General features: G+C 58.7%; 16 protein-coding genes and 1 tRNA gene. All 17 read right to left on the bottom strand.

Annotated features, from left to right (window positions below; genetic code table 11):
• Window positions 1-19: 19 nt before the first annotated feature.
• Entirely contained in the window at window positions 20-646 is a 627-nt protein-coding gene (locus tag OZX71_RS01815; RefSeq protein WP_277160284.1) for an Rv3654c family TadE-like protein, read from the bottom strand.
• Entirely contained in the window at window positions 646-1,113 is a 468-nt protein-coding gene (locus OZX71_RS01810; protein WP_277160283.1) for a TadE family type IV pilus minor pilin, read from the bottom strand. The genes OZX71_RS01815 and OZX71_RS01810 overlap by 1 nt, the downstream gene beginning before the upstream one ends.
• A 134-nt stretch (window positions 1,114-1,247) precedes the next feature.
• Window positions 1,248-1,535 (bottom strand): DUF4244 domain-containing protein, encoded by a 288-nt coding sequence (locus OZX71_RS01805; protein ID WP_348519483.1) that lies wholly within the window; start codon window positions 1,533-1,535, stop codon window positions 1,248-1,250.
• 218 nt (window positions 1,536-1,753) lie between these two features.
• Window positions 1,754-2,269 (bottom strand): hypothetical protein, encoded by a 516-nt coding sequence (locus OZX71_RS01800; RefSeq protein ID WP_277145657.1) that lies wholly within the window; start codon window positions 2,267-2,269, stop codon window positions 1,754-1,756.
• A gap of 315 nt (window positions 2,270-2,584) precedes the next feature.
• On the bottom strand, window positions 2,585-3,274 hold the full coding sequence (locus tag OZX71_RS01795) for a hypothetical protein (protein ID WP_277145658.1): 690 nt from the start codon (window positions 3,272-3,274) through the stop codon (window positions 2,585-2,587).
• Between the two features lie 4 nt (window positions 3,275-3,278).
• Window positions 3,279-4,271 (bottom strand): ATPase, T2SS/T4P/T4SS family, encoded by a 993-nt coding sequence (locus OZX71_RS01790; protein WP_277160282.1) that lies wholly within the window; start codon window positions 4,269-4,271, stop codon window positions 3,279-3,281.
• On the bottom strand, window positions 4,268-5,350 hold the full coding sequence (locus OZX71_RS01785) for a hypothetical protein (RefSeq protein WP_277160281.1): 1,083 nt from the start codon (window positions 5,348-5,350) through the stop codon (window positions 4,268-4,270). The genes OZX71_RS01790 and OZX71_RS01785 overlap by 4 nt, the downstream gene beginning before the upstream one ends.
• A gap of 145 nt (window positions 5,351-5,495) precedes the next feature.
• Window positions 5,496-5,924, bottom strand: a complete 429-nt coding sequence (locus OZX71_RS01780; RefSeq protein ID WP_277160280.1) for a hypothetical protein — start codon at window positions 5,922-5,924, stop codon at window positions 5,496-5,498.
• 99 nt (window positions 5,925-6,023) lie between these two features.
• Complete coding sequence (locus OZX71_RS01775; RefSeq protein ID WP_277160278.1) at window positions 6,024-8,762, bottom strand: polyribonucleotide nucleotidyltransferase; 2,739 nt, start codon at window positions 8,760-8,762, stop codon at window positions 6,024-6,026.
• A 316-nt stretch (window positions 8,763-9,078) separates the two neighbouring features.
• Complete coding sequence (rpsO, locus tag OZX71_RS01770; RefSeq protein ID WP_277145663.1) at window positions 9,079-9,348, bottom strand: 30S ribosomal protein S15; 270 nt, start codon at window positions 9,346-9,348, stop codon at window positions 9,079-9,081.
• A gap of 378 nt (window positions 9,349-9,726) precedes the next feature.
• Window positions 9,727-10,488, bottom strand: a complete 762-nt coding sequence (locus tag OZX71_RS01765) for a hypothetical protein (RefSeq protein WP_277160277.1) — start codon at window positions 10,486-10,488, stop codon at window positions 9,727-9,729.
• Between the two features lie 156 nt (window positions 10,489-10,644).
• Window positions 10,645-10,718: transfer RNA gene (locus OZX71_RS01760), tRNA-Gly, on the bottom strand.
• A 428-nt stretch (window positions 10,719-11,146) separates the two neighbouring features.
• Window positions 11,147-13,402: an exo-alpha-(1->6)-L-arabinopyranosidase gene (locus tag OZX71_RS01755; RefSeq protein WP_277160276.1), complete on the bottom strand. Its 2,256-nt coding sequence runs from the start codon at window positions 13,400-13,402 to the stop codon at window positions 11,147-11,149.
• Window positions 13,403-13,778: 376 nt separating this feature from the next.
• On the bottom strand, window positions 13,779-14,213 hold the full coding sequence (locus OZX71_RS01750) for a 4'-phosphopantetheinyl transferase superfamily protein (RefSeq protein WP_277160624.1): 435 nt from the start codon (window positions 14,211-14,213) through the stop codon (window positions 13,779-13,781).
• A 222-nt stretch (window positions 14,214-14,435) separates the two neighbouring features.
• Window positions 14,436-18,077, bottom strand: a complete 3,642-nt coding sequence (locus OZX71_RS01745; protein ID WP_277160275.1) for a BspA family leucine-rich repeat surface protein — start codon at window positions 18,075-18,077, stop codon at window positions 14,436-14,438.
• 583 nt (window positions 18,078-18,660) lie between these two features.
• The gene (locus OZX71_RS01740; protein WP_277160274.1) at window positions 18,661-19,080 is read right to left on the bottom strand and encodes a hypothetical protein; all 420 of its coding nucleotides are present in this window, start codon (window positions 19,078-19,080) and stop codon (window positions 18,661-18,663) included.
• A 208-nt stretch (window positions 19,081-19,288) separates the two neighbouring features.
• Entirely contained in the window at window positions 19,289-22,321 is a 3,033-nt protein-coding gene (locus tag OZX71_RS01735; protein WP_277160273.1) for a BspA family leucine-rich repeat surface protein, read from the bottom strand.
• Window positions 22,322-22,445: the final 124 nt, after the last annotated feature.

Below are 22,445 nucleotides of genomic sequence, written 5' to 3'. Positions count from 1 at the left end.
ATGCGATTGTGCGGTGTTCTTACGAACATTCTACCGGCCCGGCACGAGCCATACGGGAGACCAACGGGGCGAACGGAACTGCCGTTTTCACCCCGACCTTGACGGTGACATCTTCCTCATTCACCTTGCATGCAATGAGGGAGGACTTGTTCAACGTCGAGGCCAGTCTGGCTTTGAGGCACGGGTCGAAATCACCATCCCGTGCGGACGCCGCTCCGGCGATGGCGGCCTGGTCGGCGGCGGACCGGGCCTGAGAGACACAGACCAGCAGGTTGCCGCCCAAGGCGATCGCCGACAGAAAAATCGCCGTGACGGCAATCAGCATGACCCCGTTGATGGTTCCGGAGCCTTCATCACGTACATGAAGAATCCGAGATCGAGGGTGTTCAACAGAATCAGATGAACCGGCAGAAGCAGCCAAACAATCCGAATCAACCGAATCAGTCGAACCCGCCGAAATACCCGAACCCGCCGGACTAACCGCACTCACCAAACCAGTGGAGATAGTTGAATTCGTCGAGCCGGCAGAACCGACACACCACGATCGCGTTGATGCTTGGCGGCGACGCTCCTGGTCTTGTATCGAAACATTTGAATCGATGCATTTGGCCCTTTCTCGGTCGAGACAACTTTTCTGCCGGCCCATTATTGCATCACTCCAGTCGCCTTGCCGACCACGGCCATCGGCAAGACATGCATGGGATCGGGCACGACGCGGCAACTCACCGTCACGTTGACCTGCTTGAACCCTCGCGATATGGAGACACTGGCATCACCGCCGGCGGCATCTCGCGCAGCCAAACGGGCTTCGGAGTCACTGTTGGACACCACTGCCACCCTTGCCGCGGCAGAGGCGGCGTCCTGACAGTTCATCTCCACCGTGACCGCCCGGGCCAGCATCATCAACAGCACCGCCATCGCCATCACCGCCGGAAGCACCACGGCAAATTCAGCGGTGACGGCACCCTCGTCGCTCCCCCGTTCCGGCCAATGAGCGCAACGGCCGGAACAACGATGCCGGTTGTCTGCCACGCGAGCGCGCAACTTCTGCGACAGGCGACGTGCGTAAGCCAATGGAGAGCGACCGGCTGCGCCAGTTGTACTGGCCGCCATTGGCGTGCGGCACCTATCCTGCCGATCAATCAATCCTTGCGATTGCATCTTCTGAAGTGTCATCGTGCTCTGCCTCCTGCCCGCAACCCGCATCGTCCGTTTCCGTCGTTTCCTTACCGATGATCCAAGAAAACTCAGACCACCTTGAGCGCTTTCTTGACCAACGCCATCAGCAGCGTCTTTACGGCACCGGATTTGAGCAAAGCCACCAGCACCGCCGCAAACCCCGTGGCGGCGACAAGAACCACCGCATATTCCGCCGTCGCCGCGCCCTCGTCGGGTTGCGCCATCGCCGTGCGGAAACGGGCATCGAGCAGACACAGCTGCCCCTTGACCTGCCTTGAACGCTCGGACAAGCGGGAAGCAAAACCCGTGACGGCACCGGTTCCGGTTTGATCCATCGTCATCAATTCCTTAGCCATGATTACTCCTTTGATTTCTTCGAAATTTGGCATCGCAGCCGCTGCGGTTGCGACACTCCTAGTCTGACAGAAGTTCCTCGTTTACCGAGGGGATTTCGGGCACTGTGGTCGGATGCTCGGGGTTATGCACATTCCGGGCGTGTCGCGCTTTTCATCCACAAAAAATGTGCATCGAATGTGGAATCGAAGAAAAGTTATCAACATCAACCGATATCGGCTCAGCGCCCGATGAAGGAACCTATGGCGGGAACGATGCCGATGAGCATGAACGAGGGCAGAAAACACAGGCCCGTGGGCAAAAGAAGCCTGACCGAAAGCCTCTGGGCTGATTGCTCGATGGAGGCACGGGCCCTGGCATCCAGCTGCTCGACGGCGCTTTCCAACGGACCGACGGGAGAAACGCCACGAGTCCACGTGCTTTTCAGGGCATCGTCAATGACGGTTAACGCTTCTAGGGCGGCAGCGACCTCATCCGAAGCCGAATCATCGTCGCCATTCTGCCGTTTCCGGGCATTCTTGGCCGTCGAACCTGATTCTTGCCCGTTACCTTCTCCACTCTTTTGACAGGCCAGAGAAGCCGCGAACCATGCGTCCTCCCAGCTGAACCCGAGCATCAAGGAACGCGAGGCCCGGCAAAGTCCGTCTCCCAGCGTTCCGCCTACAATCGAGCCGATGACCTCGAGGGCATGGGGAATCGACGAACCTTCGCGCATGGCCACCGCCATCATCTCCAAAATAACCCCTAGTGACGGACGGGCCGCAAAACCTGCGCTCAAAGCCTTCAATTGCCGTGAAAGCATCCGCGCAGGCGGGTTCCATAAAATCCATGCGACAGCCGCCAAACACCCTGAAACAAGTGCATTCATTGCCACCGACCTTTGCTTTTGCGATATGTTTCGGATCGTGGTTTCATGACTCTCGCGGCTTTGCATTCAATCCGCTATCCAACACGGCTTCCGCGTCAACCCCCACGTCAAATGCGGCCTTTACCACGACCCTCTGTCCAATTTCTCACTGCGGTTACGCAAAACAGCAAGCCTCGACCTCTTCTATCCTGCCGATTTGCGTTCTCCGCTCCGCCCTCTTTGCGCCGCATCCACACCATCCATCAACGCTTTCATCCACAGCATTCCCAACGCATACGTTCCCACTCCCAGCAGCAGACAAACCTGCCCCGCACTGTTGCCGAAAAGAAACGCAATCGGCTCCGCTCCCATCAGCTGTGCCAAAACGAGTGTGGCCAAAGGCAATAGGGAGAGGAGCTTTACGGTGGAACGCGGCACGGTGAAGGCATTGTCTTTCAGATTCTTCATCATCCGGTTGCGTTTATAGGACGAAGCCACCGCATCCAGACAATGCGAGGCCTCGCATCCAAGTGTTTGGCTGAGCCTGCAGGCCAGGTCCAGCTCAACCGCCGCCTGATCCGCCTGTTCCGGCGTTTCCTTTGGCCCTAATCGCGAATGCAGGATGTCTTGCAACTGCGCCAGATCGGGCATCGACGCGGTCTCGCACAACGGTTCGCCCTGCATCTGCTCGGCAAAAGCCTCCTCAAGCGAACCACCAGCTTTGACCGACGCCCTCAGAGCATCGACGCACGAAAGAATACCGGCCTTGTGCATCGGTGTCGTCGCCGCGGAAGCCGAACCCAGAGCCCGATGTTTGCCGGCAACATTGGGCCATCCAAAGCAAAGAACCGCAACCGTCAGCAGCAACCCGGCCATCAAAGCACTGCAATCCATATAATCACCCCGTCCAATGCCTCAAGAAGGCGTCCCATCCGGGCCCGGGAACCGGCATTCCCGCTCCGTCCCAAGTCGCTATCGCCTCGCCGACAAAACGCTCGGAATCCTTGGAAAGCCGACCAATCTGCGCAATCCGCCGTTTGCCGTTGCTGCGCTCAAGATGCAGGACGACGTCAAACGCCCCGGCGGCAAGCATCGACAGAGCCGGCGCGCTAAGTCCGGCCAAAAGCCCCAAGGACACCAATCGGGAGGGCACACGGTCGACGCTGTCGGCGTGCAGGGTGACCATGCCGCCATGATGCCCCGAGTTGAATGCCCGCAGCAGGTCGGCGATCTCCTCGCCTCGGCATTCTCCCAGAATGATGCGGTCCGGGCGCATACGCAACGTGGCCTTCACCAATTCCGGCAGACCTATCGCCCCCGCACCTTCCACATTGGCCTCGCGAACGACCAGTGAGACATGATTGCCACGACCGAGCGTGCCCAGTTCCCGCACCTCCTCGACACTGACCACGCGCTCGGCAGGATCGGCTTGGGCGAGCAATGCCTTGAGCAGTGTGGTCTTGCCGGCTCCAGTACCGCCGGTAATCAGTATCGTCGCACGTTTGCAAACCAGGCCGCACAGCAGCGGGAACCATGAAGACGGAAACAGGCCACGCGCCCCAAGCCCGCTCAGCCTCGGGACCGTTCGGCTCGGAAAACGTATGGAAATGCTCGCGCCCATAGACACAATCGGCGCAATGACCGCATGGATACGAATACCTTCGACACTGGAGGCGTCGGCGATCGGGCAGGCGTCATCGAGCCGCTTGCCCAGTTGCGCGCACAGCTGGGTCGCGTATTCGCGGACGACCTGTGGCGAACGAAACGGCACTGCCGGGCGGTATTCGCTCATTCCACTACCCCGATCGACCCACACCCGGCCCTCGCAGGTCACGGCGATATCGGTCAGCGCAGGCTCATGGGCCAGCTCCTCCAGAGGTCCGAACATCATCGCTGCTCATCTCCTTCAACGGCGTCGCTAAGGGCATTGGCCAACTGCGTCATCACCGAACGGTCGGACTTCGAGATTTTGAGCCCAAGCCCTTCCAGCGCATCGCTGATTCTCGCGCTGTTGAGGCACATCGGTCCAAGGACCCGATGCCCCAAATACTCGCTGGCCTCGTTGACACTCACCACGCCCCGTCGCCGTGACGTTCCTCTCGGCTCGATGCCTACAATCGCCGCGAGACGCACAGGTGCGGGGTTTTCGAAGTTTCGGATACCGCCCTCTTCCTTCGCGATATCCGCGCCATTCGAACGAGAGGATAGACGATCAGAGAGATCGCAGGAGCCATCGGTCCCATCAGCACAGCTGGCGCCACCTCGACCGGACGAGCTTATACGCCCCGAAGAGACCCGCTGCATCAAGGCCCTGCAACGGGCAAGGCCGAGCACGGAAAGTTCGGTCACCAGAACGACGGGTGCGTGCCGCAACTGTGGAACCATATCGATAACCCTGCCACGCGAGCCGTCGACCAGCACTATGTCCACGCTGCGTTCCAAAGCCGCCATCGCAGCCTCGGCCTCCCACCATTCGGGCACCTCACTGTTCCATGAATCGAATGCCAGGACGGGAATGCCTTCCCAATGCGGAAGCCGTTTGCACAGCACTTCGCCGTCGATTTTGCCCAACGGCGCGTTCAGGGTGCCGAACCGCAGTCCCTTGTCGTTTTCAAGTCCTAGAAGAACATCGAGCCCACCGGAAGCAAAGTCCGCATCTACCAATGCGGTGCGTCTGCCCCGATTTTTGAGCTGCAAGGCGGTCAGCGAACAGAGCCCGCTTAGCCCCACTCCCCCACTCGCCGAGAGGAAAACCGCCGAGCGCCTGCCGACCGCGCGGGCAGCAACGCTTTTGATTTCCGACAAGTCCTGAGATGAAGTCCGGCCGTCTTGCTCCTTGCGTTCCTCTTGTATCTCTTGCATCGCAAAGGCCTCGCTTGCCTTCTCTGCGCGCAACGCCGGAGGTCTCGTAAGCGTCGTTACCACCACGGGAGCGGTCTGAGAGCGACGAACCTTTCTTTCCTGCGCCATGGCAGGACGGGGCATCGGCGCGGCCGAGGGCGAAGCGAAGGGGGTTGCCTTCCACGCAACGGATGGCCACGTTCCGGCCGGCAGGCTTCCGAAAGCCTGCACAAAACCTCGCGTCCGTGGTATAGCAGACGCATTCAACGGCAGATCAGGCGTATTCAAGGATTGCGGGGAACTCGGCAATGCGAGCACGGGCAACGGGCGAGGCGAGCGACACGGCCGGGGTTTCGCACACGACGGCGACCTTGCCGGAGGCGGAATCGAGGAAATCACGGAAGCCGGCTTTTGCGCCCGCAACCTCCTGACGGGTCTTCCTCTCACCTCGGCAGGCAGCAATATCCTTTTGTGCCGCGCAAAGGGCATATCCGTACGTGCTGGCCGAGGAATCGATAGTGCATTGTTCATATATCCATTCAATCCACTTCCTACCCGGGAACGCAAGCTGAAACGGGTAGTGTGGTCGAATGATAGGGGTTATCCACATTTGAGGCGTGTCGCGGGAAAAATTGCCGAACGATGCACATTCATCCACAACAAACACATCCATAACAAACAAACTGGCCTGCAACCCAATCAAGCAGGTTGCAGGCCAGTTATCGTCTATCGGGCGATTGTCGGGTTATCGGAGTGAATCAATCAAACACGTAATCACCCGGCCGATCAGTCAGTCAGTCGCTCAGTCATCGAACGGATCGAAGTCACGGCGGACACGGCGGCGCGGACGCTCGCTGCGCTCTTCGCGGTCCTCGCGATATTCGTCATAATGATCGTCGGTGGCATAGCGCGGGTTGCGATCGTTGCGACGGCCACCACCGCGGTGTCCTTCGTGACGATCGGAACGACGGTAATCATCGCGATCTTCACGACGGCGACGCGGACGATCCTCAAAATCAGCATCGTCACGATCCTCACGGTCGTCACGACTACGGCGAGAACGACGGTCGTCGCGATCATCGCGATCGGAACGACGACGATCCTCACGGTCCTCACGACGGCGACGCGGACGATCCTCAAAATCAGCATCGTCACGATCCTCACGGTCGTCACGACTACGGCGAGAACGACGGTCATCACGATCATCGCGATCGGAACGACGACGATCATCTCGATCGTGGTCATGGTCACGGTGGCCGCGATAGCCACGCCCGCCACGCTCGTCACGGTCATGGTCACGATGGCCACGACCACCGCCGCGTGGGCCGGATTCCTGATCCTCGAAGCCGGGAATGGCCAGCGAGATCTTTCCGCGGTCGTCGACGCCCTGAACGGTCACCTCAACGGTGTCGCCTTCCTTCAGCACGTCTTCGACGGCGTCGATACGCTCGCCGTTGGTGAGGTTACGAATCTGCGAGATATGCAGCAGGCCGTCGGTGCCGGGGGTCAGATTGACGAACGCGCCGAAGCTCGTGGTCTTGACGACCTTGCCGTTGAAGTTCTCGCCGACAGCGGGAACGTGCGGATGCGCGATCGCGTCGATGGTCTCCTTGGCCTTCTCGGCCCCGTCGCCGCCTTCGGAAGCGATGTAGACGGTACCGTCGTCCTCAACAGAAACGTCGGCGCCGGTCTCTTCCTGAATCTGGTTGATCATCTTGCCCTTGGGCCCGATGATCTCGCCGATCTTGTCGACCGGAACGGTGGTGGTGAGGATGCGCGGGGCGTACGGGCTCATCTCGGCCGGAGCGTCGATGCACTCGTTGATGACCTCGAGGATCGTGGTGCGGGCTTCCTTCGCCTGCTGCAGGGCTGCGGCCAGAACGTCGGCGGGGATGCCGTCGAGCTTGGTGTCGAGCTGAAGCGCGGTGATGAACTCGGAGGTGCCGGCGACCTTGAAGTCCATGTCGCCGAACGCGTCTTCGGCGCCCAGGATGTCGGTCAGGGTCTTGTAGATGTGCTTGCCGTCGACGTCACCGGAGATGAGGCCCATCGCGATGCCCGCGACCGGAGCCTTCAGCGGAACGCCAGCGTCGAGCAGCGAGAGCGTGGAGGCGCAGACGGAGCCCATGGAGGTCGAGCCGTTGGAACCGATGGCCTCGGAGACCTGGCGGATGGCGTACGGGAAGTCTTCCTTGCTGGGAAGCACCGGCACGAGCGCCTTCTCGGCGAGCGCACCGTGGCCGACCTCGCGACGCTTCGGGGAGCCGACACGGCCGGTCTCACCGGTCGAATACGGCGGCATCTCGTAATTGTGCATGTAACGCTTGGTGGACGGTCCGGAGATGGCGTCGAGCGTCTGCTCCATCTTCAGCATATTGAGCGTGGTGACGCCGAGAATCTGGGTCTCGCCACGCTGGAAGAGCGCGGAACCGTGCACGCGCGGCACGATGCCGACTTCGGCGGAAAGCGTGCGAATGTCGCGCAGGCCGCGGCCATCGATACGGAAGTCCTCGGTCAGGACGCGACGGCGCACGATCTGGCGCTGCAGTTCCTTGAAGGCGTTGCCGAGTTCCTTTTCCTTTTCGGCGTCGTCCATGTCGGTGAATTCGTCGGCGAGACGCGCGCGGACGTCTTCCTTGATCTCGTGGATGCGCTCCTGGCGCGGCAGCTTGGCCGCGATGGAGAGGGCGTCGTTGAGGTCGGCGTGGGCAATTTCGTCGATGCGCTTGTAGAGCTCGTCCGTATATTCCGGGAAGAGTTGGAATTCCTTGTCGTTGCCCTTGCCGGCCTTTTCCTTGAGCTCGTTCTGAGCCTCGCAGATGACCTTGATGAACGGCTTGGCGGCTTCCAGCCCACCGGCCACGACTTCCTCATCCGGCTTGATCTGGCCCTCGTCGTAGATGAGGTTCCAGGCGTTCTTGCCGGCGCCAGCCTCGATCATGGCGATGGCGACGTCGCCGTTTTCGACGACACGGCCGGCCACGACGAGCTCGAAGACCGCGCGGTCACGCTCGCTCCAACGCGGGAAGGCGACCCACTGGCCGTCGACCAACGCCAGGCGCACACCGGAGACCGGGCCTTCGAAAGGCAGGCCGGAGATCATGGTGGAAGCCGAAGCCGCGTTCAACGCGATCATGTCGTAGGCGTCGTCCGGGTTGCAGGCAAGCACGGTCTCGACGACCTGCACCTCGTTGCGCAGCGTGTGCGGGAAGAGCGGACGCAGCGGGCGGTCGATGATACGGCAGGCCAGGATGGCGTCGTTCGAAGGACGGCCTTCGCGGCGGAAGAACGAGCCCGGGATCTTGCCCGCGGCATACATCTTCTCTTCCACATCGACGGTCAGCGGGAAGAAATCGTAGTTCTCCTTCGGGCTGGACCCGGCGGTGGTGGTCGAAAGGACCATCGAATCGTCATCGAGGTAGGCGGCTACGGCGCCGTCCGCCTGCTGGGCCAAACGGCCCGTTTCGAAGCGCAAGGTGCGCTTGCCAAATGTTCCATTGTCAATAACGGCCTCTACGGCCTTGATTTCGGGACCCTCCAAGGGTTCCTCCTTTGTTTAATTTCTTATCTATCCAACATACTGCAAAATGCTTTGTCAACGTCCGACCTTGGTTGCTGTAAGGCTTACTTGGCCTCACCAACGTTGGTGGACGGCACATTGACTTTCACTTCTCAGTCCGAAACAGCATTGACGGCTCTCACGCCGGAACGCATATCCAGATATTTCAATTATCGACCCTCACCTTAGGGCCGTCGGTTTCAACACCAGCGAACATTTCTAGACGTTTACCAACATCCATGTCCAATCAAATCAAACCTCTGAAAAAGCCCGAGCGCGGAGCCCGGGCATACAACAGCTATCGACGAAGACCAAGACGCTCGACCAAGGAGCGGTAACGGTTGATGTCGACCTTCTTCAGATAGTTGAGAAGACGACGACGATCGCCGACCATCAGCAGCAGGCCACGACGAGAGTGGTTGTCGTGCTGGTGGCTCTTCAGGTGCTCGGTCAGATCGGAGATACGCTTGCTCAGCAGCGCAACCTGAACCTCGGGAGATCCCGTGTCGCCTTCGTGCGTCGCATACTTGGTTACGATCTCGTGCTTTTCTTCAGCCGTAAGTGCCACGGCATCCTCCTTATAGTTGCTGCGCGGTGCCGCCGGCATTATGCCGAAGCGCTCTCTATCCGCGGGCGAATACACGCCAAGTTTCAAGTATAGGAACAGGTACGGATGAATAGACATTCATGTTTCCATCAACGGTCATCGCCCCGATATCTGACTATCCGTCGAGCTGTCGCGAACCGGAACGATGCGATGAAAATCAGCGCGAATCAGCCTCCGAATCATGAGAATGCTCACACCACCGATTGAACCTGCGAGGAAAATCAGCAAAAACACCGATAAATCCTGATTTTCATCGCATCTTCATTTGGGCTTGCGAGGAAAATCAAGAATCTGGGACGAAAATGCTGATTTTCATCGCATGATCGAAATCGATATGCGTCAGACGGCGGCGAGCAGACCGCTGAAGAGAACGATCAAGAGGGCGATGCCTTCGATGACGAAGTACATCAGGAACGAGGCCCAGCTACGGGTCAGCACGTTCAACGGCGAATCCTTCCTGATGCAGACAAGCAGGCCGACGAAAACGATCGCGTAGACACCCGCCGCGATCAACGCCGCGATGATGCCGAGGTTCGCCGCGTTCGGCAGCATGGATGAGGAACCGTACATGACGTAGGTGGAATACCAGAACTGGAATTTCAGAAGCGAGACCCCCGCGATCAGCTGTTCGAAAGCCAGCAGAAGCAGGAACAGGATACGCCACAGCCAGGCATGTGCCTCGACGAAAGAAAGCGCGAAAGTGGCGAGGGCGAAGACGGTCACCGCCCACGAGACCAGCGCAACACCCTGCGGCGCAAACGGGCTCAAGAGCTTGACGATCTGTGTGGTGTGACGCACGGCGAGCACACGCCCGAACCAGTAGGGGCCGATAATCGCGACCAGCAGAATGACCAGGTAGACCACCCAGCGTATGGGGCGGAACTGGCTGCGCTTGATGTCGGCCAGGGAAAGGTCGGTCTGTGGGATGGAAGCCTCGGGGTGCTTGGAAACGCTGACCTTCTCGACCTTGCCTTCCACGATCTCGACGGCCTCGTTGTGCTTTCGCGTTTTCTCGGCCTTTTGGGCGACGCTGGAAACCGGCGTCTTCTGCGCAGTATCTTGTGAGGACTTGCGGTCTGCATCTGTCGAATCATTCGTCATGGCCATGCCTCATTGATCTGATGAACCTTCTGTGCATTGCCCCATCAAGGTTTCCGGCGTTACCAGCGTCAATCACATCGTTCGTGACACCGAAAACGACGGCGAGGCGATATCTTATACAACGCTATAAGTTCGCAAATTCATTTACCGCCGCAATGGAGCGGATGACGGGAATCGAACCCGCGTAATCAGTTTGGAAGACTGAGGCTCTACCATTGAGCTACATCCGCGTGCCGTTCGTTGCGACCACAAAGCCGCACAAAACAACGACTTTCAGTATACACGAAGCATGGAATTGGCGACACCTACCGGTTTTGCGTCCGTGCAGAGCCTCGAGACCGGGCGCACGAGGGCATTCCAAAGGAACCTGGCACACATCAGATTGCCGATGCAACAGACAAGGACACCTCATGACACATCATCGCAACAATCACAGCAGCGGCATGGCAGCGAACAATACATCCGACGCCAATCGACGTTCCGTGCTGCGCCGACGTCATTATCCGTTTTTGGAAATGGCGGAATCCGACCATCCTTTCGTTCCCGGGAAGACGTAAAAGTACGGAAGCACCGATAACCATCGTTCGGCGCTTCCGTACTGTTCATTCACCCGGCCTATGAAGCAATCATCGATTGCCGATGGCCAGGCTCAATGCCGTCACTTGGCGACTTCGGCATACGCTTTCCTGAGCTCCTTGGCGAGGGCCTCGGCCACGTCGGCACCGAGCAGCATCGACATGCCGCCGACCGGGCAGCTGTCGAGGAACATCACGATCAGCTGGCTGTCGGGAATGATGTTGTGGCCGAACTGCTGGTCGAGTTTGGCCACGACCTTGTCGACCACAGGACCGCCGATCGGATCGTCCTTCCATTCCTTGAACGTGGACCATTGCGTGAGCTGGGCGGTCTTGCCGTCGTCGTCGAGATCGACGAAGACGGTGTCGGCGATGTCACGCGAGGACGTGGCGACCTCGATGCCGTAGGTGCCCTCCTCGACCTTCCAGTCGGCGAATCGCTCGGACCAGTAGGCGAACGCGCGCGAATCCAAGTCAATGGAGACCTCAGCGGACTCGCCAGGCTCAAGATAGACCTTCCTGAAGCCCTTGAGTTCGTGGACGGGGCGCGCGACGGCTTCTTTGGGCGGAGCGACGTAGAACTGCACGACTTCCGCACCTGCAACGGAACCGGTGTTCTTCACCGTGGCGGTGACGCGAGCGGATTGTGGACCGGTTTTCTCGGCTTTGGCGCCAGAGACCTCGAACGTGGTGTACGACAGCCCATAGCCAAACGGATACACGACGGGCTTATGGAAGGTGTCGTAGTAACGATAGCCGACGAAGACGCCCTCGCCATAGTCGACGTGGCCTTCCTCGCCCGGCCAGTTCATCATGGTCGGATCGTCGTCCAGATCGTTGATGATGGTCTGGGCGAGTTTGCCGGACGGGTTCGCGTCGCCGAAGACGATATCGGCGGTGGCTGCGCCGCCGGCCTGGCCCAGCAGCCACGCCTCAAGGATGGACTTGGCGTCGTCGGCCCACGGCATGGAGACCGAGGAACCGTTGGAGAGGATGACCACAACGTTCTTGTTGGCAGCGGCGACTTCCTTCAGCAGCTCGACCTGCTTGGTAGGAATATCGAGCGAAGTGCGGTCGAAACCTTCGGATTCATAAGAGGCGGGCAGGCCGAGGAAGAGCAGCACGGTGTCGGCGCCCTTGGCGGTGTTGACCGCCTCGGTGGTCAGAGCCGAGTCCTGCACGTCGTCATCGAGCGTGAAGCCGGGCGCGAAGGCCGCATCGACGCCGCGATCCTTCAGGGCATCGAGGAAGCTGGTGAGCTTGTTCGGGTTAATCAGCGACGAACCGGCGCCCTGATAGCGCGGGGTACGGGCGAACTCACCGATGACGGCGAGCTTGGTGCCGGGGGCAACCGGCAGCAGGCCGCCTTCGTTTTTCAGCAGAACCATGGACTCGCGAGCGGCGCGACGGGCGACCTCGTCATGCGCATCGACATCATAACGGTAACCTGCCGCCCCCTTCTCCATCGCCGGACGGGTCTTCGAGACCAGATCGATCATGCCTTGCGCCATCTTCTCCAACTGCTCGGGCTTGATCTCGCCGTTGCGGACGGCGTGCACGATCTTCTCGTCGGTGTTGGTCGGCGGCATCTCAAGGTTCAGGCCGGCGTTCAGGGCCGCGGCACGGTCGTGGACGGCGCCCCAGTCGGACATGACGATGCCCTTGAAGCCCCACTCCCCGCGCAGCAGGTCGGTCAGCAGCCACTTGTTCTGCGAGGAATAGACATCGTTGATCTTGTTGTAGGAGCACATGATCGTCCACGGCTGGGCGGTTTTGACGATGTGTTCGAAACCGGGTAGGTAGATTTCGCGCAGGGTGCGCTGGGACATGTTGGCGCTCACACGCATGCGGTCGGTTTCCTGGTTGTTGGCCGCGAAGTGCTTGAGCGAAGTGCCGATGCCCTTGGACTGGATGCCTTCGACCTCGCCCACGGCCTCGTGGCCGGCCAGGTACGGGTCCTCGCTCCAGAACTCGAAGCAGCGTCCGCCCAGAGGGTTGCGCTTGATGTTGATGCCGGGGCCGAGAATGACGGCGACCTGCTCCTGGACGCACTCCTCGCCCATGGCCTCTCCGGTCTCGCGCACCAGATCCGGGTTCCAGCTTGACGACATGCCTGCGGCCGGCGGGAAGCAGGTGGCGGGCACGGCCTTGTCGACGTCCATGCCTTCTAGGTTCTGAGCCTTGCGCAGTCCGTGCGGGCCGTCGGTGATCGTGTAGTTCGGCAGACCCTTGCCCTCGACCTTGCCGATGCTCCACGGGTTGGTGCCGCTGGTCAGCGCCGCCTGCTCTTCTACGCTGAGGTCCTTCGCGTTGGTCACTGGTGTTGTTTGATTGGTCATTATGCAACCTTTCCCTATGTCTGGCCGGTCTCATCGCTGAAGCCCGCGCTACACCTATATTCATTCGGTTTTCGCCAATCCGGCCATTCCTGAATTCCAGGATAACCACTTAGTTACCGACCGGTAGGTAGCTATATTTTAACACAATCTATCGTCGTCGATACCATACAAAACATCGAAAAATGAACATCACAAAAATGCCGCCCTCGACAGGAATTCTGCCCTGCCGGGGCGGCAGCGTCACGGCTATCTCGGTGATTATCCCGACGACTGGCTTGACGACCAGCTCTCGCCGGAAACCACTGTTGAATAACCCCAGAACCCTATCAATCACCGGTCGCCGAAACGAGACGGCCTTCGCCTTGAGCTCGGCAATTTACGCCCGGACATCGCTTACCAGCAGCACAACGGCCGACGCCACCGGCCCATCGTGGCTGAGGGACACATGCCAACGTAACGAATCCCTCGCCCCCAGCGACTCCTGCAACGTTGCGTCACACGCGGGAGCCAAGACGACATGCGGCCGCGAGCGCGAATCGTCGAGAATCTCAAGCAAGCCCCACGGAAAATCATCAAGCGTGTACGGGTTCGTCCGATCACCCAGCGCTTCGCACCACGCCTTGAGCACGGCTTCCTTGCCGGCCCATTTAGCGGCCAGATGCGTCGCCTCGGCGTCGTGCTTGGCTTTGGCGCGTGCGGCCGCCTGCCGCAGCTCGCGCGCGGAAAACAACAGCTTGCCCCGCGCGCCCGGCTCCCCCAACTGCTCGGCGAACGCTGCGACGTCGACGACATCGTGCCCTAACCCGAGCACGGCAGAACCATACGGTTTTGCTCCATCGTCGGTTTTCTTTACCTCAATCACGCTTTTATGCTACCCGCCCGATATGAGATTGGCGAGTGCCCGGCATACCTGCTAAAAAACGCACGACAAAGAGCGGCGGACGATATCATCGATACCATCCGCCGCTCTTCAGTCAACCCTTGAATCGGTTCCAGGATCAGGAAGGCAAACGGTCCTTCACCTTTTCACCGATCAGAGCTCAATCCCCTCTCCGGTCGCACCATTGAAGTGCTGAGCGCTCTCTTGGTTGTTGCGCTTGTTCTTCTCGTAGATGTAGGTCGATACAGCGACCACCACCAGGAGAAGCAGCAGGAGCCACCACCAATTGAAGCCCTTGCTCTGAGTGGTTTCAACGGACTTGGTTGTCGGCGAGGCGAAGGAGCACCTCGGCAAGCCTTCATAGTCCGAATCGGTCCACGCGGCAGGCGTGCCGTAAGCAGTCTCGTCGGCCTCGAGCCACGCGACCTTCTTGGCATGCTTCTTCTTGGTGCTCAGACGGCGGGCCACATCGTCGGGCATGCACTTCGGACGTGCCTTCTGCTTCGGCGTGGCCTTCACCGTGGTGTCCTGCTGGCCACCAGGCGCAGGCGTCGGAACCGGAGCCACGGCGTTCGGAGCCACACCAACAGCGACGCGGTACGGGATGTAGCGGTAGACGACGGACGGACGCGGAGCCAGCGGAGCAGGTGCTGCAGCGCCACCGTTGTTGCCGTTGCCGTTGTTGTTGCCGCCGTTACCATTGTTACCGGCATTGCCATGGTTGTTGTTGGCATTGTGGTTATTGTTGTTGCCGTTGTTGTCACCATTGCCGCTGCCATCACCATTGCCCGGATTCGGGTTAGGGTTAGGATTCGGCGTTGGAATCGGCGTTGGAATCGGCGTCGGGCTCGGGCTCGGATTGGGCTTCGAACCATCCGACGTGCCCTTCTTCTCCCACTGCGCGTAGAAGGTGAACACACCGGGGGTCAGATGGCAGACACTATCCTTTTGGTAGCTTCCTCCCTTGCCGTCAGCCTGAACGTTCCAGCCAGTGAACCGATATCCCGAGACCGTGAACGACGAACCCTTGAGTGTGTAATTGAACGCGGTCGGATCCGTGACGCCGTTCTTGCCCTTTTCAAGCGTGTACGACTCATCGCTCATCTTGCCCTCGGCGCTGGTGCCAGCTGGCGCATTCGCCGCGTACTTGATGGCGTAACGAGCCTTCGTCGGACGTATGATCGGGCTAGGCGAAGCATGGTCGCTCCACTGGGCATACAGTGTGGTCAGACCCGGCGCCAGAGACATCGAGCCGCCCGCCTTGTATTGAGCTCCGCTGCCGTCGGCCTTGGTGTTCCAGCCGACGAACTTGTAGCCGGAGACCGAGTAGGCATTGGCCTTCGCAGAATGCTGATAGTGCAGATAATCGACGCCACCGGTCACGTCCACATTGAGATTCTCGTCAGGCATCGAGCCGCTGGGCACCACGCCGGCAGGGGCGTTCGCGTCGTAACGAACCACATAACGTACATGGCTCACCGGTTTGATAGGCGTGGTCGGCACAGAGGACTTCTTCTGCCATTGTGCATAAAGATGGAATGTCGTACCAGGAACGGTGAAACCGACAAGCCCATCGCCGGGTTTGAATTCGTCACCAGAACCATCCGGCATCGAATTCCAGCCGACAAACGTGTAGTTGTTGACGGTGTAGCCGGATTCAGGAATCTCTGCCTGAAGCTTCGTAGCATCAGGACCGACAACACGAACATCCTCCGTCGTGCCTTCAGCGGTGGTTCCATCAGGCGCGTTCGACAAGAAGACCACTTTACCGAACACCTGCCAGACATACGTGCCGGCAAAACCGTCTTCCTGAGTATGAGTGGCAAAGCTTCCGCTATCATCAGTGGCTTCGCTGGTCCAAGAGCCATCATCCTTCGTCCAACGACCGGTATAGCCGTTGGCCTCGGTCGCACCGGCCTCACTGGGTGTAGCGGCGTCGAAGAACGAGGCCTGCAAATGCGCGTCCGGCCCCAACTTCAGAGTGGAGAGATAGTACGGCAGAGCGCCCTTGCCGTCGGTAACACCATGCGTGTCAAAGTTCGACAAATCCAAGGAAGTGATGCCATAGGCACCGAGGAACATATACCGCATATTCGTCAAAGCCGGAGTCTTCCAACCTTCTATACCTGGTATCTTGGTCGCACTTACGTTCAAGAACATGTAGCTCATATCGGTGACCTTGGAGGTATCCCAACCTGTAAGATCAAGCGACGTCAGATTGTCATCGCCTTCGAACATCTCCTTCATTGTCTGAACACAGGGTGTCTTCCAAGCAGAAAGATCAAGCGACGTCAGAGCGCGATCATTCTTGAACATACCATTCATCCACTCGACCTTGCTGGTGTCCCATCCAGACAGATCACCGACACCGGCGAGCTTGTCATCATCAGCGAACATGTTCGCCATACTTGTCGCCGAACCAGTCTTCCAAGCCGAAAGATCGAGTGACTCAAGATTTTCATCAGACTCGAACATTTCATCGAAATTCACAACCTTGCTGACATTCCAATGTTCGATTCCCGGCATTGAAGTCACGGGAGTCACTGCAAACATTGAATCCATGCTCTTGGCGTTGCTCACGTCCCAGTGAGACAAATCCCCAAAATCGCTTATTCCGGTATTCTCGAACATCGATTCAAAGCTAAGTGATTGCCCCACCTTCCAGTTCGAAAGATCGCCAACGGAAGTGAGATTCGGATTATAGGCGAACATACTACTAAACCTTGGGGAATTATGCACATCCCACTTCGACAAATCACCGATATTGGACAAATGGGAAGATGTGCCGGGGTAGTCGATATAGAACATACGGCTCAAATAGTCAATGGCCGTTACATCCCAATCCTCAAGCCCCGAGATGGTGGTCAATGATAAATCGCCTTTGAACATATCTTCAGTATGTATCTCGTTGTTCGTCTTCCATTTGCTGTCGGCGTTATGACCAGCCAATCCCTGGCCAACAACCGTACGTGACGTGCCCCATCCGGTCAGGTCGATGTCTTGCAATTGAGGATCGTACTCAAAGTACATATCTACTGTTTTTGTTGTTCCTGGTTCCGATGCTGCAAGCAGAGAGAAATCCACATTCCCTATATTGTCGATATGCTTGAGCGCAGGTAAAAACGCATAACCAAAGTAGCTGAAGTCATGTTGCGAATCCTGCATCAATTGCGTATGAGGTGCATCATCGAACACGATACGAGTCAGAGAATTCTTGTAATTGAGAAGATCCGAATGTCCATAGCACTCGTGCTTCATACAGCCATAAGGGTCAAAATAGCTATCCAGATCATAAATGCCGGCACCGTAATGAAGAACGATTTCCTCGCCCTCATGTTTCAACTTCCAGTGAACCTGATGATCGCCGTTGGAATCGCCGCCGAAGTCGCCCTCATCGATAACCGAGGGGTCGCTCTGCGCCTGCGGCTGCTGGGCCGGCTGGGCGCTTTGCGCGGCAGGCGCCTGTTTGGGCTGCGCGGCCGGAGCGGCCGAAATCTTCAGGGACTGATCGCTCTTGTCTACGGTCTTCTGCTGCGTGGCGGAATCGCCAGCCCCTGCCTGTGACAAGGTCTTGTCCGCCTCTTGCACCGGGCTGGCCGGCTGCTTCAGATCGGCATTCGCTTCGGCGAGTTTGCTCGCATCGCTGCCGGCATCCCCGTTCTGGGCCTCCTGAACACTCGATTGACCTTCGGCAGCGCTCGGGCTGACTTGATCGGCCGACGCCGCAGCACCCGTTCCGAGAGCCATTGCCGAGGCGACAAGCAGACCGATCAACGCTTTATTCCACGATCTCATTGTTCCTCCCTTTCCTTTTACCGCTCTTCATTTCGGTTTAGGGCATGCTTTTAACTGCCATACCCACGAATCGCCATTACACTGTTATTACATTAAAAACGTTACACGTATCACATTTTGCTCGATAGGTTTTAGTACAAGTGGTCAGAAATGGCAGGTAAAAGGCTCAAAAACGGCCGTGAAAATGATGATTATTCTCTTAAAAGGGCTTTTTCCGCCTTTATTCGCTGCCAGGAAAATGCCGGAAAACGAACGTTTCGCCTATCACCAGCCGCGTTTTAGGTGTCAAAGCATTCGACTTGTCCGAAAAAGACACCGTGCGAGGAGCCACTTTCATCAATTCTTCCGATTACGCGAACCTTGCAGACCTGATTCAAGCCGATTCCAGAGGAAAGGGAATACGTCGGCTGAAAACCGCAAGACGGCGCTATGCGGGCGCCCTGTGAAAAGCTATCGCAGCCTGACTGCGAGAACACATCAAATATCAAATGGAAAACAACTGAACACCATCAGCAACAGTGGCCATGCCACCGACCGCGACGCGACAACGGATACACCCGCTGCCCCGACCTATCCGAGGGACTTACCTGACGATGAACCGACCATCATAGTGTTGCGCGTACATGTTGTGCCGGGCCTTGCTGGACTCGTAATTGTAGGCCACGATCAGAACCACGAAAGTGAGTGCCGCGAACGCCGCCAACACCGACCAGTCGAAATGCAGAGGAACACTCGCGGAAATAGCGGAACGCGGCTGGGTCGCGACGCACTGCTGGACATCAGCGTTCGAGGCATCACCGCAAGCCGCATTGTCTCCCTCGATAGGAGTGACGGGAACCTTACCAGGCTCGGGGGTGGGAGTGACGGGCTTATTCGGCACGGTGACGGAAATCTGATCGAACTGAGCAACGTTGGAATCCGTTTGCGCGTTGGCCGCGACCGGCGCAGCAACCATAGCAATAGCGACAAAGCAACCAATCACGATTTTTTTCAACGACTTCATGATTCCTCCCTTTTGCTTAGCTCGCTCTCACCATCCACCAGCCTCGAACCATCAAGGGGCGATGGACCTTTATTGGTCATACTGTGTAACATATCACAATATCGAGGACCAACACCCAGGCTTTCGACAAGAAACAAGTATGACGGCCTGACCGGTTGCAAACGGGGCATGAACGAAGCAGCGGGAACCGAATCAGGCCTTATGACACTCACCTCGAAATCGTAACGGAATCCAGATCACGGTGGCGGGCGAGGATGTAGCCGTTGTTCCTGGAGGCAAGCAGCAGCAGGAACAGTGGAACGAGGAAGACCAACAACCACCAGAAGTTGAACTGCACGCCGACGGCCGCGGTCGGGGCCGACGCTTCGATCGCGCACTTCGGCAGGCCGTTGTAGTCGGAGAGGCTCCATGCCGCGTTTTGGGCGTACGGGGCATCCGTGGACTCGAGCCAATTGGCGGGCTGGGTAGCGCGCTTGCCCGATTGCATCCTGTTATAGACATCGGCGGGAACGCAGGTGGGACGCTGGCGCTGCTGCGGAGCCGCTGGCGCCGTGGCATTGTTGTCGGAGCCGGCAGGAGCAGGAGTTCTTCCGACGTTGCCGGCGACGCGGGCCATCGGTGCGGGCGCGGGCAAAACGGCGGCGGGGGCGGGCAAGGTAGCGACTTGCGGCACAATACCATTATTCTGAGTGGGATTGTCGGCGCTGTCGTCGTCGTTACTGCCGTTATCGGCAGTGCCGCCATCGTGGCCGCCATCGTCTTTACCGGGTGTCGGCGTCGGGCTCGGAGACGGAGCCGGACTGGGTTCCGGGCTCGGCGTCGGCGTGGGCTCGGGCGTCGGCGACGGACTCGGGCTCGGAGCAGGGGCAGGAGTCGGGCTCGGCGTAGGCGTCGGTTCTGGCGTAGGCGTAGGCGACGGAGCCGGCACCGGGGCGGAATCCTTCTGCCACTCGGCATAGTACGTCGTGACACCGGGAGCCACCTTGACGATGCTCCCCGCCGGATAGGTCCCGCCACTTAAGTCCTCTTCGGTATTCCATCCGACGAACGTATACCCTTCAACCGCATAACCGTTCTGAGCGATCGTCCGATTGTAATGCAAGAAATTGCCTGCGGAAGCGAGCTCGATGCTGAATTCGTCGTCGGGCACGGACCCGGTGGCCGTCAATCCGGCAGGCGGACGGGACTCATAGCGCAAAGTGTAGTGCAGCAAAGCCGGTCCGACGGGCACGGTGGGATGGACCGGCTCAACCGGCTCAACAGGCTTAACCGGCCCAACCGGCGCAGGCTTCTTCTTCCACTTTGCAGCGAGACGGACGCTCTGGCCACGCTTGAAGCCGGTGATGACATCGCCCTGTGCATATTGCGTCTGTTTGCCATCCTTGCCGGTATTCCACCCGACGAACGTGTAATCCTTGGCACTGAACATCACAGGCGGAACCGTGATCTTGATCTTCTCGGCATAGGCACCAACCTTGCGTATCGTCATTGGCTTGCCGGTGATCTTCGCTCCTTTCGGAGCGTTCTTCCTGAATCTCACCTCGGCGAATTCCTGCCAGCGGTAGGTGCCGCCGCCAAACTCGTCGGAACCCGTCAGCGTCGCGAGCGACTGATCGTCATCGCCGGCATCGCTGGTCCATGTGTTGTCGCCTTTCGTCCAGCGACCCGTGTATCCGGACTTCTCGGTGGCACCGCCGCCCAGAGGATCCGAATAGCTGAAGCAGGAGACGTCCAGCTTGGTGTCCGGCCCCAGTTTGAGCTCGCTCAGATGCGGCGAAAACGCCCACGACCAATACCTGACATTTCGGGTGTCCCAGCCGGAAAGGTCGAGCGAGGTAAGGTTGTCGGCACCATAGAAAGCCTCCTCGATATTGATGACGTTGGAGACGTTCAGGTCTTTCAGCCCCTTGACTTCCTTCAGCGCGTGATTGTTGCGGAATATTGCGTGTATGGCACCTCGCGCGGAATCGGTATGCCAGCCGGTCAGGTCGAGCGAGGTGAGCGACGCATCGTCCTTGAAGAAGGCATCGAAGCTCGTGTTTTTGCTGACGTCCCACTTGCCGATGCCCGGCAGCTCGGTCAGATTCCTCATTCCTTCGAAGAACCCCGGCATACTGCGCATGCTGCCCATGCCCCAATTCGAAACGTTGCCGAAAGAGACGATGCCCGTGTAAGCGAACATGAATTCCGCCCTCGTGTCTTCGCGAAGATTCCAATGGGAAAGATCGCCGATATCGGTAAGGTTGCTGTCGCCGTAGAACATGTATTCGGACTCGGTGACATTGCCCAGATCCCAGCGCGACAGATCGCCGATGTCCCTCAACGGGGAATGCTCATAGTCGGTGAAGCCCGGCGTACGGAACATCGCGCTGGTATCCACCACGGCCGACATATCCCAATTGTCCAGACCGACGATGGTGGTCAGACTGGGGTCGTAATGGAACATATCGTTCATCTTGATAGACACACCGGTCTTCCATTTGCTGGAAGCGCTGACACCGGGAAGGCCGGCGCCCGGGGCGGTACGGCCGCTCCCCCAACCGGTCAGGTCGACGCTCGGCAGGCTGTCATCGCCGTCGAAGAACCCAGACAGATCGAGTTTGCCGGTCTGCCCTTGAAGACGGCTGAAATCAAGATCACCGACATTATCGATGCGCGTGACGTTCGGGAAGCCGGAGCAGGCACCGTTACCGCTCGTCGCCACCACATGCGTGTTGGGGGCATCGTCGAAAACGATGCGCACGATCTTCTCATACAGCGGTTTGGCATCCGGGTTGACCTGGAGTACCAGCATCGGCGAACCGCTGTTGGCATCGCCGAGCACACCCGGGCCGATATGCAGCACGTCCTGATTCGGGGCGATTTCCTGGACATACCAGTGCACCTCCGGGCTGCCCTTCTCGCGGTTGCGCCAATCGGCCTGGAACTTGATCGAGGGGTCCGGGTTGGCCTGCGCCTGGGGCTGTTGCGCGGCAAGTGGTGCGGCAACAGGCTGAGACGCCTTAGCATCCGCCTCGGAGTGTGCGTCTGAAGATGTTGACTTGCCTGAAGCAGTTGACTGCTGCGGCGAAACAACGCCTTTCTGAGAAGACGAGACGGAAGAGGAAGCAGAAGAGTCCGTCTGGCTTGCAACATCCTGCGGCTCGACGGTTTCATCGGCCGACGCCGCCGTGGCGAACGGCCCGGCAATCATCGCGGCAGCGGCGAGCATGCCGATTATCGCTTTGTTCAAAGACTTCATCGCTTCTCTTCCTTTCCCACGGTTCTTCACCATCCGCCGTTTGCATGGATGACGGATTCAGCCGCTCAACGCACCACCCATATTCCATGAGTACTAATTATTAGTATAACAATGCATTACTAGA

This window comes from Bifidobacterium sp. ESL0764 (assembly GCF_029395515.1).
GTDB lineage: Bacteria > Actinomycetota > Actinomycetes > Actinomycetales > Bifidobacteriaceae > Bifidobacterium.
The sequence above is the reverse complement of the archived record's forward strand: the minus strand, read 5'-3'. Positions and strand labels throughout refer to the sequence as shown.